The sequence below is a fragment of the Paraburkholderia acidicola genome (genome assembly GCF_002362315.1).
Classification (GTDB): domain Bacteria; phylum Pseudomonadota; class Gammaproteobacteria; order Burkholderiales; family Burkholderiaceae; genus Paraburkholderia; species Paraburkholderia acidicola.
In genome coordinates, this window is sequence record NZ_MTZV01000006.1 from 2,603,035 (window position 1) to 2,620,141 (window position 17,107).

Annotated in this window: 12 protein-coding genes; 9 read left to right on the forward strand and 3 right to left on the reverse strand. The window is 61.2% G+C overall.

Annotated elements, in window-relative coordinates; genetic code table 11:
• Window positions 1-10 precede the first annotated feature (10 nt).
• The 8 genes from BWP39_RS30100 (at window position 11) to BWP39_RS30135 (ending at window position 10,926) form a co-directional block, all read left to right on the forward strand.
• Window positions 11-595, forward strand: coding sequence for an amino acid synthesis family protein (locus BWP39_RS30100; protein WP_096725825.1), 585 nt, complete (start codon window positions 11-13; stop codon window positions 593-595).
• A 71-nt stretch (window positions 596-666) separates the two neighbouring features.
• Window positions 667-2,628, forward strand: a complete 1,962-nt coding sequence (locus BWP39_RS30105) for an ABC transporter permease (RefSeq protein WP_207557189.1) — start codon at window positions 667-669, stop codon at window positions 2,626-2,628.
• Window positions 2,625-3,443, forward strand: coding sequence for an ABC transporter ATP-binding protein (locus BWP39_RS30110; RefSeq protein ID WP_096725826.1), 819 nt, complete (start codon window positions 2,625-2,627; stop codon window positions 3,441-3,443). Before BWP39_RS30105 ends, BWP39_RS30110 begins: the two co-directional genes overlap by 4 nt.
• Complete coding sequence (locus BWP39_RS30115) at window positions 3,440-4,153, forward strand: ABC transporter ATP-binding protein (protein ID WP_091015150.1); 714 nt, start codon at window positions 3,440-3,442, stop codon at window positions 4,151-4,153. The genes BWP39_RS30110 and BWP39_RS30115 overlap by 4 nt, the downstream gene beginning before the upstream one ends.
• A gap of 54 nt (window positions 4,154-4,207) precedes the next feature.
• Window positions 4,208-5,407: an amidohydrolase family protein gene (locus BWP39_RS30120; RefSeq protein WP_096725827.1), complete on the forward strand. Its 1,200-nt coding sequence runs from the start codon at window positions 4,208-4,210 to the stop codon at window positions 5,405-5,407.
• A gap of 34 nt (window positions 5,408-5,441) precedes the next feature.
• Entirely contained in the window at window positions 5,442-5,990 is a 549-nt protein-coding gene (locus tag BWP39_RS30125) for a (2Fe-2S)-binding protein (protein ID WP_096725828.1), read from the forward strand.
• Complete coding sequence (locus BWP39_RS30130) at window positions 5,987-9,619, forward strand: molybdopterin cofactor-binding domain-containing protein (protein WP_096725829.1); 3,633 nt, start codon at window positions 5,987-5,989, stop codon at window positions 9,617-9,619. The genes BWP39_RS30125 and BWP39_RS30130 overlap by 4 nt, the downstream gene beginning before the upstream one ends.
• An 89-nt stretch (window positions 9,620-9,708) precedes the next feature.
• Complete coding sequence (locus BWP39_RS30135; RefSeq protein ID WP_096725830.1) at window positions 9,709-10,926, forward strand: ABC transporter substrate-binding protein; 1,218 nt, start codon at window positions 9,709-9,711, stop codon at window positions 10,924-10,926.
• 65 nt (window positions 10,927-10,991) lie between these two features.
• On the opposite strand, the gene BWP39_RS30140 is transcribed toward BWP39_RS30135, so the two are convergent.
• Entirely contained in the window at window positions 10,992-12,320 is a 1,329-nt protein-coding gene (locus BWP39_RS30140; protein ID WP_096725831.1) for an aspartate aminotransferase family protein, read from the reverse strand.
• A gap of 184 nt (window positions 12,321-12,504) precedes the next feature.
• On the opposite strand from BWP39_RS30140, the gene BWP39_RS30145 reads away from it, so the two are divergent.
• The gene (locus BWP39_RS30145; RefSeq protein WP_096725832.1) at window positions 12,505-13,914 is read left to right on the forward strand and encodes an aminotransferase-like domain-containing protein; all 1,410 of its coding nucleotides are present in this window, start codon (window positions 12,505-12,507) and stop codon (window positions 13,912-13,914) included.
• Window positions 13,915-13,947: 33 nt separating this feature from the next.
• Here the strand turns inward: BWP39_RS30145 and BWP39_RS30150 are convergent, their stop codons facing one another.
• Window positions 13,948-14,562, reverse strand: a complete 615-nt coding sequence (locus tag BWP39_RS30150) for a LysE family translocator (RefSeq protein WP_096726262.1) — start codon at window positions 14,560-14,562, stop codon at window positions 13,948-13,950.
• A 454-nt stretch (window positions 14,563-15,016) separates the two neighbouring features.
• Window positions 15,017-17,032 (reverse strand): S1 family peptidase, encoded by a 2,016-nt coding sequence (locus BWP39_RS30155; protein ID WP_096725833.1) that lies wholly within the window; start codon window positions 17,030-17,032, stop codon window positions 15,017-15,019.
• Window positions 17,033-17,107: the final 75 nt, after the last annotated feature.

A 17,107-nucleotide genomic window follows, 5' to 3' on the forward strand; every position in this document is an offset into this window, starting at 1 on the left:
GGAGAGCACTATGGCAATCAAGCTTCGCAAGCTGATCGTGCAGGTGGACGAAACACGCATCGAAATGGGCCAGACCATCGATCCACCATTGCGTCGCGCCGTAGCGATCGCGGTGATCGACAATCCATACGCAGGCCGCTACGTGCCGCAGCTCGATGCGCTGATCGAAGCCGGCGAGGAACTCGGCGGGCTGCTCGGCAAGCGTTGTGTCGAAGCGCTCGGCATCGAACCGGGTGAAGCGCAGAGTTACGGCAAGGCCGCGATCGTCGGTGAAGCGGGTGAACTCGAACACGCTGCGGCGATCCTGCATCCGAAGCTCGGTGCGCCGTTGCGCGCGGCTGTGCAGAAAGGCGCGGCGCTCGTGCCGTCGGCGAAGAAGATGGGCACGCTCGGCACCGCCATCGACGTGCCGCTCGGCCACAAGGATGCTGCCTACGTGCGCAGCCATTTCGATGCGATCGAAGCGCGCGTCGCCGATGCGCCGCGTGCCAACGAGATCGTCGTTGCGGTCGCGGTGACCGCAGGTGGTCGGCCGTTGGCGCGCATCGGTGGATTGCAGGCGAGCGAGATCAAGGGCGAAGACGGTTTGCGCTGATTTATTTCGCTGGTAGTGTCCTGCCGTGAACGTGCGGTCGCTGTACCTTCCAGGAAGTCGCTGAGGACCCGATGCTTTCGAATCTGCTGGTACAACTCGTCAACGGACTCGCCGATGCGTCTGCGCTGTTTCTGGTCGCGGCGGGCCTGTCGTTGATTTTCGGCGTGACGCGCATCGTCAACTTTGCGCACGGCTCGTTCTATATGGTCGGCGTGTATGTGGCGTACACATTGACGAGCCGCTTCGGCGCGACGACGGGTGGGTTCTGGCTGTCGGTGCTCGGTGCCGCGCTCGCGGTTGCGATACTCGGCGCGCTCGTCGAGTTCGTCGTGCTGCGACGCATCTACCAGGCGCCCGAACTGTTTCATCTGCTCGCGACTTTTGCGCTCGTGCTGATCTTTCGCGATGCGACGCTGTGGCTGTGGGGTCCGGAGGATCTGTTCGGGCCGCGCGCCCCGCATCTGTCCGGCGCGGTGAATCTGCTAGGGCACGCCGTACCCACCTACGATCTTCTGCTGATCGTGATTGGTCCGGTCGTGCTGTTGCTGCTCTGGTATGCGCTGACACGCACGCGCTGGGGCACGTTGGTGCGTGCCGCGACGCAGGACCGCGAGATGCTCGGCGCGCTCGGCATCAATCAGGCGTGGCTGTTCACCGGCGTGTTCTTCGCCGGTGCGTTTCTCGCGGGGCTCGGCGGTGCATTGCAGGGGCCGCGCATGTCCGCGAATCTCTCGCTCGATCTTGACACCATCGGCAATGCGTTTGTCGTGGTCGTGGTCGGCGGAATGGGTTCGATTCCGGGCGCCTTTGTCGCGGCGCTGCTGATCGCGGAAATCAAGGCGCTCTGCATCGGTATTGGACATGTGTCGATTGGCGGGATCGATCTGTCGTTGAGCCGGTTCACACTTGTCGCTGAGTTCGTCGTGATGGCGATCGTGCTCGTCGTGCGGCCGTGGGGTTTGCTCGGTCGTGCGAGTGCGGCGGTTCGTGCAATGGCCGCGCCGGAAGCGCCGCTGCGGCCCGCGGGCCGACGCTTGCGCTGGCTTGCGGCGTTCGTCGCTTTGGTACTGGTGCTCGCACCGCTCGCGGCCAATGCGTTTCCGTATATGCCGGTGCTGCTCGTCGAAATACTGATTGCGGTGCTGTTCGCCGCGAGCCTGCATTTCATCATGGGGCCCGGCGGAATGCATTCGTTTGGACACGCAGCCTATTTTGGGCTCGGTGCCTATGGCGCTGCGTTGTTTCTGAAAGTGCTGGCTCTGCCAATGGAGGCCGCGCTGTTGCTCGGGCCGTTGCTCGCGGCTGGCGGTGCAATCGTGTTCGGCTGGTTTTGCGTGCGGCTCTCGGGCGTCTATCTGGCGATGTTGACGCTCGCGTTCGCGCAGATCGTGTGGTCGGTGGTGTTCCAGTGGGATGACGTGACGGGGGGGAGCAATGGCTTGCTTGGTCTCTGGCCGTCTAACTGGCTGTCTTCACCGGTTGCGTACTACTACTTGACGCTTGCCTGTGTTGCGCTCGGCGTGTGGCTGTTGCGTCGAATGCTGTTCTCACCGCTTGGCTACGCGATGCGCGCGTCACGCGATTCCGTGCTGCGCGCCGAAGCGATTGGTATCGATGTGAAGCGCGTGCAATGGGCCGCGTTTGTGATCGCATCGTTGTTCTGCGGTCTGGCCGGTTCGCTGTACGCATTCTCGAAAGGGACCATCTCGCCGGAGGTGATCAGCGTGAGTCGATCCGTCGACGGGCTCGTGATGGTGCTGCTCGGCGGCTTGCAGACGTTGACCGGGCCGGTGGTCGGCGCCGCGGTGTTCACGTGGCTGCAGGACACCGTCGCGCGGCAGACCGATTACTGGCAGGCGTTGCTCGGGCTCACCATTCTGTTGCTTGTGATCGCGTTTCCACAGGGCATCGTTGGCTTCGTGCGCGAGCGGTTCGGCAACGATGACGTCGAGCCGAAGAATGGTGCCGCGCATCCTTCGTCTGAGGCCGGTGCAGCTGCGTCGGCCGCAGCAGCGATGAAGGAGGGCCTATGAGCCTGCTGCGCGTAGCCGGACTGTCGAAGTCATTCGGCGGATTGACAGCAGTCGACGGCGTGTCCTTCGATCTCGCCGCAGGCCAACTGCTGGCGCTACTGGGACCGAACGGCGCAGGCAAGTCGACCTGCTTCAACATGGTCAACGGACAACTGCGTCCTTCGTCGGGATCGATCCAGCTCGATGGCCACGAACTGGTCGGCATGCGGCCTCGCGATATCTGGCGGCTCGGCGTAGGCCGGACCTTCCAGATCGCGGCCACTTTCAACTCGATGACCGTGCTGGAAAACGTGCAGATGGCGCTGGTGTCGCACGAACGCAAGCTGTTCGGTCTGTGGAAGCCGGCCGGCTCCTGGCATGCAGACGAGGCATTCAGTCTGCTCGAACAGGTCGGCATGGCCGCGGATGCAAATCGTTCCTGCGGTGTGCTCGCCTATGGCGACGTGAAGCGCGTCGAACTCGCCATCGCGCTCGCGAACCGGCCGAAACTGCTATTGATGGACGAACCGACCGCCGGCATGGCGCCGAAGGAGCGCAACGCATTGATGGCGCTCACGCGGCAACTGGTTACCGAGCGCAACATCGGCGTGCTGTTTACCGAGCACAGCATGGATGTGGTGTTCGCCTACGCCGACCGGATGATCGTGCTCGCACGCGGCAAACTGATTGCCGAAGGCGACGCCGACACGATCCGCAACGATCCACGCGTGCAGGAAGTGTATTTCGGCACGGGCAAGACGTTCCGGCCGCGTGCGTCGCTGAATACCGACGCGAATCATGCAGTGCCAGCAACGAACCGGGGAGCGCTGCAATGAGCGAAGCGCTGCTAAAAGTGTCCGGCCTCAACGCGTTTTACGGCCGCGCACATATCCTGTTCGACGTGAATCTCGAAGTCGGCCGCGGCGAAGTCGTTGCGCTGATGGGCCGCAACGGCGCCGGCAAATCGACCACGATGAAAGCGGTAATGGGCCTGCTGCCGCGGCGCCAGGGCCACGTCACGTTTCGCGGCACGGATATCGGTGCGCTGCCGCCGTACCGCATCTCGCGCATGGGCATGGGCTTCGTGCCCGAAGATCGGCGCGTGTTCGCCGATCTCACTGTGATGGAAAACCTCGATACCGGCCGTCAGCCGCCGCGCGAAGGCGCACCGCAATGGACCCCCGACAAACTGTTCCGCCTGTTTCCGAATCTCGGCGAAATGCCGCAGCGTCCCGGCGGCCAGATGAGTGGTGGTGAGCAACAGATGCTCACCGTGTCGCGCACGCTGATGGGCAATCCGTATCTAGTGTTGCTCGACGAACCGTCGGAAGGCGTCGCACCGGTGATCGTCGAGCAGATGGCGAACATGATTCTCGAACTCAAGCGCGAGGGGCTCTCCATCCTGTTGTCGGAGCAGAACCTGCACTTCGCCGAACTCGTGAGCGACCGCGCATATGTGCTCGAAAAAGGGCAGATCCGCTTCAGCGGGACGATCGACGAACTCGCAAAGAACGAAACGGTCAGGCGCGCGTATCTGAGCGTTTGACGCCGGCAGCACGGTACCCCACGCCGCGCTGCGCTGTCGTATAAGGAGGAGCAGATGGCAGTAGAGACGTTGGCAGGCACATCGGGCAAGGTCGTCGTGAAGCGCATCGGCCTCTTGCTGTCCGGCGATATCGATCACCCCGTGCTCGATGCGGACACGCTCGTGATCGACGACGGCGCGATTGTTGCAATCGGCCGCGAGAAGGCTTGCGACACGGAAGGCGCGCTGACCACGATCGATTGCAAGGGCACGACGGTGGCTCCCGGCCTGATCGATTCGCATGTGCACCCGGTGTTCGGTGACTGGACACCGCGGCAGAATCAGATGGGCTGGATCGAGTCGAACCTGAACGGCGGCGTGACGACGATGATCTCGGCGGGCGAGGTGCATTTGCCTGGCCGCCCGAAAGACATCGTTGGTGTGAAGGCGCTTGCGATTACCGCGCAGCGTTCGTTCGAGGGGATGCGCGGCGCTGGCGTGGGCGGCGGCGTGAAAGTGCTGGCCGGTGCACCGATCATCGAAAAAGGTATGGTCGAGGCCGACTTCAAGGAGCTTGCCGACGCGGGCGTGAAGCTGCTCGGCGAGGTGGGACTTGGCAGCGTGAAGGCGGGCGAAGAGGCGGCGCAGATGGTTGCGTGGGCACGCAAATACGGCATCCAGAGCACGATTCACACGGGCGGCCCGTCCATTCCCGGTTCAGGCCTGATCGACAAGGACGTTGTGCTCGCCGCCGACGCCGACGTGATCGGCCACATCAACGGCGGCCATACGTCGCTGTCTTATCGACATGTGTGCGACCTGTGCGAGCAATCGAGCCGCGCGCTCGAAATCGTCCACAACGGCAACGAACGCATTGCCCTGCTCACCGCGCGTCACGCCATCGAACTGAAGTGCCCCCACCGCATCATTCTCGGTACCGACAGCCCGGCCGGCTCCGGCGTACAACCGCTCGGCATTCTGCGGATGATCGCGCTGATCTCGAGCCTCGCCGACGTGCCCGCCGAAATCGCTTTCTGTTTCGCAACCGGTAACACCGCGCGGCAACGCAATCTGCGTCAGGGGTTGATCGAAGTGGGCCGTCCCGCCGATCTCGTGTTCATGGATCGCGCGCAACATACGGCGGGCGCGACGCTGCTAGAAAGCGTGCAGCTCGGCGATATTCCGGGGGTGGGGATGGTGATGATCGACGGCTTGATCCGTTGTCGTCGTAGCCGCAATACGCCGCCCGCAACTGAAGTGCCGGTTGTTCTTTAGGCATGGCGCGCTTTCGCTCACGCCGCCGCTCGCGATGAACCGCACCGCTACCCTGACGCTCGATGTGAACGGTGCGTTACACACGCTCGCCGCCGATCCCGACACGCCGCTCCTGTACCTGCTGCGTAACGATCTTGCGTTGAACGGGCCGAAGTTCGGCTGTGGGCTTGGTGAGTGTGGTGCGTGCACGGTGCTGCTCGATGGCGTGCCGACGCGGTCGTGCGTGACGACGGCACGCGTTGCACAGGGGCGCGCGATCACGACGCTCGAAGGGCTCGGTACACGGGCGGCGCCGCATCCGGTCCAGCAGGCATTCATCGACGAACAGGCCGCGCAGTGCGGCTACTGCCTGAACGGCATGATCATGACCACGAAGGCGCTGCTCGACCGCGACCCGAACCCGGCTAGCGACACGATCCGACGCGAGCTGTCGCGCAATCTGTGCCGCTGCGGGACGCACGTCGAGATTCTTCGCGCGGTGCAACGTGCGGTGCAGTTGCTGGCCGAGGCGCGCGAAAAAGCGCATCAAGCCACGCTTGCAGACGAACGCCCGCACGAGCACATCGCCGGAGAGCGCTCATGACCGGCCCCGGCTTCGGCGTACCACGCGACCCACAACCGGGTTCGACCACACCGCAGCGGCTCGATTTCGCTTCGAACGTGCTGATCATCACGCGCATGCCGCAGGCGCCGGTGAAGCCCGCGCCGGGTCAACCGGGCTCGCGCTCGTCGTTTGTGCCGACACAGGCCGAGATGTTTGTCGTCGTGCGCGGTGACGGTAGCGTTGTCGCGTTCAACGGTCATGTCGATCTCGGCACGGGCATCGGCACAGCGCTCGCGCAGATCGTCGCCGAAGAACTCGACGTGCCGCTGACGCGCGTATCGATCGTGCTCGGTCACACGCGCGAGGCACCGAACCAGGGGCCGACGATCGCGAGCGCGACGATCCAGATTTCCGCTGTGCCGCTGCGCGCGGCTGCAGCTCAGGCGCGGCGTTTTCTCGTCGCCGAGGCGGCGAAACACTTTGCACTCGACACCGAAGCGCTGGCGGTGCGCGACGGCGTCGTCTATCCGCGTGACGCAGCGCCCACACAAGGCATCGGCTATGGCGAGCTGATCGCGGGGCGGCGCATCGAATTGCCGTTGGCGCTCGATACGCCGGTGAAGTCGCCTGAAGACTACCGGGTCGTCGGCCGCAGCACGCCGCGCATCGACATTCCCGCGAAAGCCACCGGCGAACCGGTGTTCGTGCATGACGTTCGTGTGCCCGGCATGCTGCATGGACGTGTTGTGAGGCCACCATATGCGGGCGTCGCGCAGGGTGACTTCATAGGGCGATCGTTGTTGCAGGTGGACGAAGCATCGATCGCCGATTTGCCCGGTATCGTGAAGGTGGTCGTGATCCGCGATTTCGTCGGGATCGTCGCGGAGCGTGAGGAAATCGCGCAGCAGGCAGCGCGCCGCCTGCACGTGCGCTGGAAGCCCCACGATGAACTGCCGCCGCTGGAGACCAGCGAACAGGTCGAAGCCGCGTTGCGTGCCAATCCGTCGAAGCGGCGCGACCTCGTGATCGAAGGCGACGTCGATGCGGCGCTTGCGCAGACAGAAGACGCGCTGCAACGCACGTATGTCTGGCCATTTCAGATGCACGCGTCGATCGGACCGTCGTGCGCGGTTGCCGACTATCGCGAAGGCGCATTAAAGGTCTGGTCCGGCACGCAGAACCCGCACTCGCTACGCGCCGATCTCGCGCTGTTGCTCGCCCTTGACGAAGCACAGATCGACGTGGTCCGGATGGATGCGTCCGGCTGCTACGGCCGCAACTGCGCGGACGACGTCGTCGCCGATGCTGCGCTGCTGTCGCGTGCGGTTGGTGTACCGGTGCGCGTGCAACTATCGCGCGAAGACGAGCACGCGTGGGAACCGAAGGGCGCTGCGCAATTGATGGACGTGCGCGGCGCGCTCAATAAAGATGGGCAGCTTGCCGGTTACGATTTCTCGACACGCTATCCGTCGAACGACGCACCGACGCTCGCGCTACTGCTCACCGGCACGATCTCGCCGCAGCCGCAGGTGTTCGAGATGGGCGACCGGACGGCGGTACCGCCCTACGATTACAAGACGATGCGCATCGTCTGCGACGACACCCCGCCGATCGTGCGTGCATCGTGGCTGCGTGGCGTATCGGCATTGCCGAATACATTTGCACACGAATCGTTCATCGACGAACTGGCTGAGCAGGCAGGGATCGATCCGGTTGCGTTTCGGCTGCAGCATCTGACCGATCCACGCGCCATCGATCTGGTGAAGGCGGTAGCCGAGCGAGCCGACTGGACGCCGCGCGTTGCGACATCGCCCGATGAAACACCCGAAGCAGAAACCACCGATCAAGGCGACATCCTCCGCGGCCGCGGCTTTGCCTACGCCCGCTACGTACACAGCAAGTTTCCCGGCTTCGGCGCCGCATGGTCCGCCTGGGTCGCGGACGTCGAGGTAAACAGGCGTAGTGGTGAACTGGCGGTGACGCGCGTCGTCGTCGGCCAGGATACCGGCATGATGGTGAACCCGGATGGCGTGCGGCACCAGATTCACGGCAACGTGATCCAGGCGACGAGCCGCGCTTTAAAAGAACGCGTGACGTTCAGCGATAACGCGGTAACGAGCCAGGAGTGGGGCGCGTATCCGATCCTCACGTTCCGCGAGGTGCCGGTTATCGACGTCGTGATGATGCCGCGCCACGGCGAACCGCCGATGGGCGCCGGCGAATCTGCGTCGCTGCCCGGCGCCGCAGCCATTGCGAATGCACTCTTCGATGCGACCGGCGTGCGCTTTCGCCGGCCGCCGTTTACGCCCGAGGTGATTCGCGCCGCGCTCGCCGATGCGCAGGCCGACGAGGCGAGGGCGCGCAGAAAGAAGCGCTGGCGTTTCGGTTTTTTCGGCGCGCTCGCTGCGGGTGCGGCTGGCTGGCTCGGTGCCTTGTCGCTCGCACCGTCGCCGATTGCACCGATCGCACCACCGCTAGCGAGTTCGTTTGCACCGGAGTTGATCGCACGCGGCAAACTGCTCGCCGCTGCCGGCGATTGCGCCGTGTGTCACACCGCGCGCAATGGCGTACCGAACGCGGGCGGCCATCCGCTCGCGACACCGTTCGGCACCGTCTACAGCACCAACATCACGCCCGATGCGCAGACCGGCATCGGCAACTGGTCGCTCGAAGCATTCACACGCGCGATGCGGCAAGGCATCCATCGCGATGGACGGCACCTGTACCCGGCATTTCCCTACACGTCGTTCCAGAACGTCTCCGACGACGACATGAAAGCGCTCTACGCGTACCTGATGGCGCAGACACCGGTACGCTCGCGACCGCCGCAAACATCGCTTGCTTTTCCATTTAGCGTGAGGCCGCTGATGGCGGTGTGGAACAGCCTGTTCCTCACGCGCACCGCGGTCGCGAGCAATCCGGCGCAGAGCGCGCAGTGGAATCGCGGCGCGTATCTCGTGAACGGGCTCGGTCATTGCAGCGCGTGTCATTCGCCGCGCAACGCATTCGGTGCGGAGCGCACAGGTGCGGCGTTTCTCGGCGGCGGCACCGCGGACGGCTGGCAGGCACCGGCGTTGACCGCGTTGTCCGACGCACCGGTACCGTGGACCGAGGACGAACTGTTCAGCTATCTGCGCTTCGGTCACGCGCCGCTACACGGTGTGGCTGCGGGACCGATGGCGCCGGTAGTGAGCGAACTCGCGGAACTGCCTGATAGCGATATCCGAGCGATGGCTACGTACCTCGCGTCGTTCACGCCTGTCGAAGCGAACGCGAACCCGCACGCGCTCGCGCAAGAGTACGAGCAGGCGAGCAGCCAGATATCGACGGCGACGGGCCTCGGCGCGCGGCTCTTCGACGGCGCCTGCGCGGCCTGCCACCATACCGGCAGCGGACCGCAACTGTTCGGTGCGCATCCGTCGCTTGCGCTCAATACGAACCTGCACGGCGCGGTGCCGGACAATCTGATTCGCGTGATACTCGACGGCATCGGCTCGCCTGCGCGGCCGGAACTCGGTACGATGCCGGCTTACCGGGACAGCTTCAACGATGCGCAGGTCGCCGAACTCGTGTCGTATCTGCGGCAGCAATTCGCGGGCGGCAAGCCTGCATGGCAAAACGTCGAAGCGACGGTCGCGCGAATTCGCGCCACGTCGCACACCGACTGAGCCGCAGCGTCTGGCGCTTCGTATCCGCTTTCAGCAGTCCGCATTCGTATTCCCGTATTCCCGCATTTCCATCAATAACGGAGAAACGCATGACCACGCGCGCAGGATGGATGACCCAACTCACTCGCTGCCTAGTGCCATTGACGCTGTCGTTGGCCGCCACGGGCGCGTTTGCACAGCAGACGATCAAGATCGGCGAGATCAACAGCTACAAGGCGCAGCCCGCTTTTCTCGGCCCCTACAAGAACGGCTGGAACCTCGCGCTCGACCAGGTGAATGCCGCGGGCGGGGTGCTCGGCAAGCAGCTCGAAGTCGTATCGCGGGACGATAACGGCAACCCGGGCGACACGATTCGCGTCGCGCAGGAGTTGATTGCGCGCGAACAGGTGCAACTGCTGTTCGGCGGCTTTCTGTCGAACACCGGGCTCGCGCTGACCGACTTCGCGAAACAGCGGCACATCTTCTTCCTCGCCGCCGAACCGCTGACCGACAAGATCGTCTGGGCCGACGGCAACAAATACACATACCGTCTGCGACCATCGACCTACATGCAGGTCGCGATGCTCGTGCCCGAAGCGGCGAAGCTGCACAAGCAGCGCTGGGCGCTTGTCTACCCGAACTATGAGTACGGGCAGTCGGCGGTGGCGACGTTCAAGAAGCTGTTGAAGGCCGCGCAGCCCGATGTGCAGTTCGTGACGGAACAAGCGACGCCGCTCGGCAGTCTCGACGCAGGCGCGGTTACCCAGGCGCTCGCGGACGCGAAGCCCGACGCGATCTTCAACGTGCTGTTCGGCGCGGACCTCGGCAAGTTCGTTCGCGAAGGCAACACGCGCGGACTCTTCAAGGACCGCAGCGTCGTATCGTTGCTAACTGGTGAGCCCGATTACCTCGACCCGCTGGGCGCGGAAGCGCCGACTGGCTGGATCGTGACGGGCTACCCGTGGTATTCGATCGACACGCCTGCGAACAAGACGTTCGTCGATGCATACCGTGCGAAATATCACGACTATCCGCGGCTTGGATCGGTAGTGGGGTACTCGGCGATGATGTCGATTGCGGATGGCCTGAAGAAAGCCGGCTCGACCGATCCGGACAAACTGGCCGCTGCATTCAAGGGGCTTAACGTCGATACGCCGTTCGGACCGATCGTCTACCGCGCGCAGGACAACCAGTCGACGATGGGTGCGTATGTCGGCGTGACCGGGTTGAAGGACGGCAAGGGTGTGATGACGTCGTTCAGGTATGTCGACGGTGCGAGCGTGCAGCCGTCCGACGCCGATGTGAAGAAGCTGCGTCCGGCGGATTGACCGAGTCCGGAGCAGGCAGGGCCGCTTCGCTTGATTTCGTTTGCGAGGCGGCCCGTTATACGACGTTACTGCACAGTCGCCAGCACGTTGCGCACGGTGCCGAAGATATGCGCGATCTGTTCTTCGCTGACGATCAGCGGCGGCGAGAACGCGAGGATGTCGCCGGTAAAGCGCACCAGCACGCCCGCCTCGAAACACTTGACGAACGCTTCGTACGCGCGCGCGCCCGGTGCGCCGTCGCGCGGTTCGAGTTCGATACCCGCGACCAGACCGAGATTGCGAACGTCCTTCACATGTTTCGCATCATGCAGCGCATGTGCCGCAGCTTCGAACGCCGGCGCGAGCGACGCGGCACGACCGAACAGATCATCACGACGATACAGATCGAGCGTAGCAACCGCGGCGGCTGCAGCGGCCGGATGTGCCGAATACGTGTAGCCGTGGAACAGCTCGATTGCGCCAGGCGCACCGTTGTTCACGACAGTGTCGTGAATCGTACGGCTCGCGGCGACCGCGCCCATCGGAATGGCGGCGTTGTTGATCGCCTTGGCCATTGTCAATAGATCGGGCGTGACGCCGAAATATTCGCTTGCCGTCGCCTTGCCGAGACGGCCGAAACCGGTGATCACTTCATCGAAGATCAGCAGGATGCCGTGCTTCGTACAGATGTCGCGCAGCTTTTGCAGGTAGCCCTGCGGCGGCACCAGCACACCGGTCGAACCGGCAACCGGCTCGACGATGACAGCAGCGATCGTCGATGCATCGTGCAGCGTGACAATGCGTTCGAGTTCGTCGGCAAGATGCGCACCCCACGCCGGCTGGCCCTTCGAAAACGCGTTGTGTTCGAGGTTATGCGTGTGCGGCAGATGATCGACGGCGGGCAGCAGCGCGCCCGAATACGTCTTGCGGTTCGGCGCGATCCCACCGACCGAAATACCGCCAAACCCCACCCCGTGATAACCGCGTTCGCGACCGATCAGCCGTGTGCGCTGACCTTCGCCGCGTGCGCGGTGATACGCGAGGGCGATCTTCAGCGCGGTATCGACCGATTCGGAACCCGAGTTCGTGAAGAAAATCCGGTCGAGCCCGGCCGGCATCAGTTCCGCAACCTTCGATGCCGCTTCGAACGCAAGCGGGTGGCCCATCTGGAAGGTCGGCGCGAAGTCGAGTGTGTTGAGCTGCTGAGTGATCGCGGCAACGATCTCGTCGCGGCTGTGACCCGCGTTGACGCACCACAGGCCCGCGCAGCCGTCGAGCACCTCGCGGCCATCGGTCGTGCGGTAGTACATGCCCTTCGCCGATTCCAGCAGGCGCGGTGCGGCCTTGAACTGGCGGTTGGCGGTAAACGGCATCCAGAAAGACGACAGATTGTCGATGACGGGGCGCGAAGTCACGGGTTATCTCCTCGAAGTGGTTTCCGCGGCGATTTCCATCCATAGACGGAAGTCCCCGCGGGACGGGCGTTGCGCAACTGTAGCGCCCGCGGTTAAATGGCGGACATAAACAGTTGACTCATTGTGCTGCCAGCTGTGCTGGTAGATTAGGGTCAACTGTATTGTTCAATCGACACCTCCCGCCATGATCGAACTCGAGCTGGACCGCGACCGCCGCACGGCGCCGACCCTTGTGGAACAGCTGGTGCAAGGCTTTGCGCGGGCGATCGATGGGCATTCGCTGCGCGCCGGCGCGTTGCTGCCGTCGGTGCGGCAACTGGCTCAGACGCATCAGTTGAGCACCTTCACGGTAACCGAGGCCTATAACCGTCTTGTTTCGATGGGGCTCGTGATCGCGCGCCGCGGTTCCGGCTACCGGGTCGCGCCCCGCGAGACCTCGCGGGCGAGCGCCGGGCAATGGCAGAACTGGCAACCGCCTAGCCTGACCGCGACCTGGTTGCTGTCCGATGTGTTCGCGGACCAGTCGGTGCCGATCAAGGCGGGCGGCGGCTGGCTGCCGAACGAATGGATCAACGAAACGGGACTGCAGCACACGTTGCGCGCATTGAGCCGGGTGCCGGCGGCGCGGCTTGGCGACTATGGGCATCCCTATGGCTTCGCGCCGTTGCGCGAGCGGATCGTCGAACAACTCGATCGACGCGGACTGCCCGTCGACGTGTCGAACGTGTTGCTCACGCAAGGTGCAACCCAGGCGCTTGATCTGATCGTGCGCACACTGCTGCGTGCCGGCGATGCGGTGATCGTCGAAGATCCCGGCTACTGCAACCTGCTGCAGATTCTCAAACTCGCCGGACTGGTCGTGCATGGCGTGCCGCGCACGCCGACCGGTATCGATACCGATGTGCTCGAAACGCTCGTCGCCACACACCGGCCGAAGGCGATCTTCGTCAACACGACGCTGCAGAATCCGACCGGCGCGAGTTTCAACATGGCGGCCGCGTTCCGTCTATTGCAGATTGCCGAACGACATCGCATGTGGGTGATTGAGGACGACGTGAGCCGCGAACTCGCCTCGCCTGGTGCGCCGATGTTTGCGGCGCTCGAAGGCTTGCAGCGCGTGCTGTATGTCGGCGGGTTCTCGAAGACGGTGACACCTGCGTTGCGCTGCGGCTACGTGGTTGCAGAGCGCGATGTGTTGCGCGAACTCGCGCGTACGAAGATGGCGGTTGGGCTGACGTCGTCGGAGGCAATAGAACGGATGGTCGACAAGGTGCTCGTGGAGGGACGCTATGCGCGTCACGTCGAAGCGGTGAACGAGCGCCTGAAGGCTGCGCATCTGACCGTCGAGGCGCGTCTCGATGCGCTTGGGCTCGAGGTGTTTCACCGGCCGCGCGCGGGGCTGTTCCTGTGGATACGACTACCGATCGAACCCGGGCGCGCGGCTGACATTGCAACCGCTGCGCTCGCGGACGGCATCTGGCTGGCGCCGGGTTCGTACTTCCGCCCCGACGATGCGCAGAGCGCATGGTTTCGCTTCAACGCGCCGTATTCGACCGACGACGCGTTATGGCGATTCATTGAACGGATTCGCTGATGGCGCTCGATGTGTCGTTGTCCGTGTGTTTTCTCAGGCCATCATCTTCAGTGCGACCGGATACAGCGACAGCACGAGCAGCACAGCCATCACGATGTTGAACACGCGCAGCCATACGGGGTTTGCCAGCAGGTTCCGCAGCGCGGTGCCGAACGCAGCCCACAGGCAAATGCACGGTAGACCGACCACATAGAACAGCACCGCCATCAACGTCGCATTGAGACCGAAGTCGGCGCTCAGATGAACGGTCGTGGCCGCGGTCAGCACCATCATCCATGCCTTCGGATTGATCCACTGGAACGCGATCGCTTCATAAAAGCGCATCGGTCTGCGTTCGCCTTTGCGCACCTGCACCTGGCCCGAGGTGCCGATTTTCCACGCGAGGTACAGCAGATACACCACGCTCGCAGTTTCCAGCACCGTGTACAGCAGCGGCCAGCGACGGAATGCTTCGCCGAGTCCGAAACCGACCGCGAGCATCAGCAGGACGACGCCCGCGCTAATGCCGAGGATGTGCGGCAGCGTGCGGCGAAAGCCGAAGTTCACGCCCGACGCCAGCAGCATCGTGTTGTTCGGACCGGGCGTGATTGTCGTGACGAGCGCGAACAGGATGCCGGCGGGCAGGGCGCTCAGGGTATCGATGGACAGCATGGGAGGCTCCAGTGAGTCGTTGCATGCAGTCTAGCTAATGTGACCGGTACGGTACCGGTACAGAATGGTGGATGGTTTCCGGTACGGATGGGGTGGCGGGACAGCGTCTGTCTGATCGCCAGTTGTTGGCTTTCAAAAAAGATGTCCGAAATCTCGATATGTTGTCTTTGAATGAAGAGTGAATGTTCAGACGTAGTTAAAGGAATTCATTCGATAATTTCATATATATTGATTTTGTAAATATTAAATTGGCTTTTGCACAATATCCAGCCAATTGAATTTCGCATTTGAGTTATATTGCTGTGGCCGGGCAGTTGCTGCGCGGCACGCCCATGTGCGCTCCTTCCATAAGCACGATCATAGGACACAACTTATTTCATAAAATTTCCTCTGACTGGCGTTGATCGCTCGCCGAAAAGAAAAACAATTGATCTTGCATACTTGCGATGTATCAATGTTCATAGATTTGCAGATTTTTCAGCAACAGATCGAGCTTGGCGCTCATCTCGTCTTGTTGGCGAATTCCCTTAGTTCGGTAAAAAACGCTATACAGGAACGGCGGGGCAACCCCTTCAGGCTTGGTTGGTACGCCAGGTATGAAATCGATCATGCTATAGTTACTCCCATAAAAAACTTTGCCATCGTTCGGCGGCTTGCGGTATAGCTTGTCTAGCCATGGATTTTTGAATTCATCAGCCAGATCTTTCGTGGGACGCGTGTGACGTATGACCTGAATCAATTGGGTATCATCTCGAGGCGGCTTCGCCGTTACATTGGCCACATCCCACAACCATTTGCCATCCTGATTGAAAAAAGAGAAGCTCATTCTTAAGTAACTATCGGGTGTGATCTCCTGGAGCTCGGGCGTGTAAGAGAAAAGAACGCGGTCTGATTTGTAGGAAAAATTTTTGTCGTAATCAAAATCAATGTTTAAAGAAGAAAATAAAGCTGGCAATATATTCTTGTTTTTCAGGTACTCTCGCCATTGTTCGAGAGTGCCGCCGTAAGACACGTAAATGTAGTTTGATAAAACTTGCAAATCTTTTGACGCAATGTACTGGTCGGCGCCAGCCTGCGTTAACCGTCCAATCGATACATAACCGTCAGGCACGGGCAAGGAAAACAGGGTTAATTTAGCATTTTCGTACGGCAGCGACCATATGGCAACCTGCCAACGCCTATCATATCCATCCTGTAAAATATAATTCTTCTCCGGGAGGCCGAGCGACGTTATTCTGTCGGCTTGATCACCAACGTTCCGGTTCAATGTCCATGCCTGCAATAATAAATCCATGTATTGCTTCGGGTTCTCGTACAACTGCCCACTAGGCACGCGATCCGGCTTACGTAGATGGAATAACAAAAGATCGAACATGGTGCTTCCATATTCGACGTAACCATTGTCAGGCAGAAGCCCCTTGCGATAATTGTTGGATGGTGCAAGATTCCATGTCCCATCTGTTCCACGTACCACCAGAAGCGGATAGCTATGCTCATAGTTGTAGTTGTCAGAATTGTTCAGGAAATAATTCGACCCGATGCTTTGCGGGAAAAGTGTCGTCCGCTGATTTTCCAGTAAATCATCCAAAAGCCTGTCGGCTTGAGCATTCATGACTTGCAAGTAGCGGGAACTAAATTCCGCATAACTCATTGGTAAAGGTGAGGTTTTCCTGAAATCCAGCCAGCGGGTTGTATCGAAGATGTCGATCGTATAAATTTCGCGATTATCGAATACAGCATCCCCTTCTGGGGCTTTCATGATCTCATCAATGGGAAGCGCATAATTAAGATTCTCGTTTGGCGACTTCATTACCACAATACCCATAACACTTCCGTTCTTGTCCAGCAGTGGTCCACCACTATTCCCCGGAGAGGCCGCTGCCGAGAAACGCAGCCACGTCCAACGCCCTGCCTCTTCTTCGGGGGTGTTGGATGTATAGAGACCATCACGGATCACTATTCCTGTCCCCAGCGCATTACCAACGGCAAAAACTGGCTGATTTAGCACGGGTGTGGTGTTGAGCTTCGGTAAGACGGTGTGCGGAGGCTGTTTTAATGAGAACACTACGAAATCTTTTTGTAGTGAATATTTGTATATTTTATCCAGCACGTATATCTGTCCTGACGCATCGCGTAATACGGGCTCACCTAACACTCCCCCCATGGTGCCATTTATTACATGCGCCGCCGTGACATATCGATTTGCACCGAGTGCGAAAGCTGTGCCAATTGAATAAAACCTGTCGTTACGGAATTGATAGGGTAACAAATCCAAAGGCAGTGGTTTTTCGTAGCTGAGAGGATCAGTATCGGGTTTGGGAACCACTACCTCGAAGGTTTCGCTCTGGATTTTGGAAAGTTTCGACGAATCCAGTTCGACGGCATGGACATTTCTAACTCCATACAAGCCGATTCCGATCCATAAATAGACGAGAAAATAACGAAACCTCCACGGCGCGAAAGACATAACTGCTCCTGATTGCAAGAAACAAAGTTGCGTCAAGTCTATGGTCAACCGTTTAGGCTATCGGTGGACGGTCGA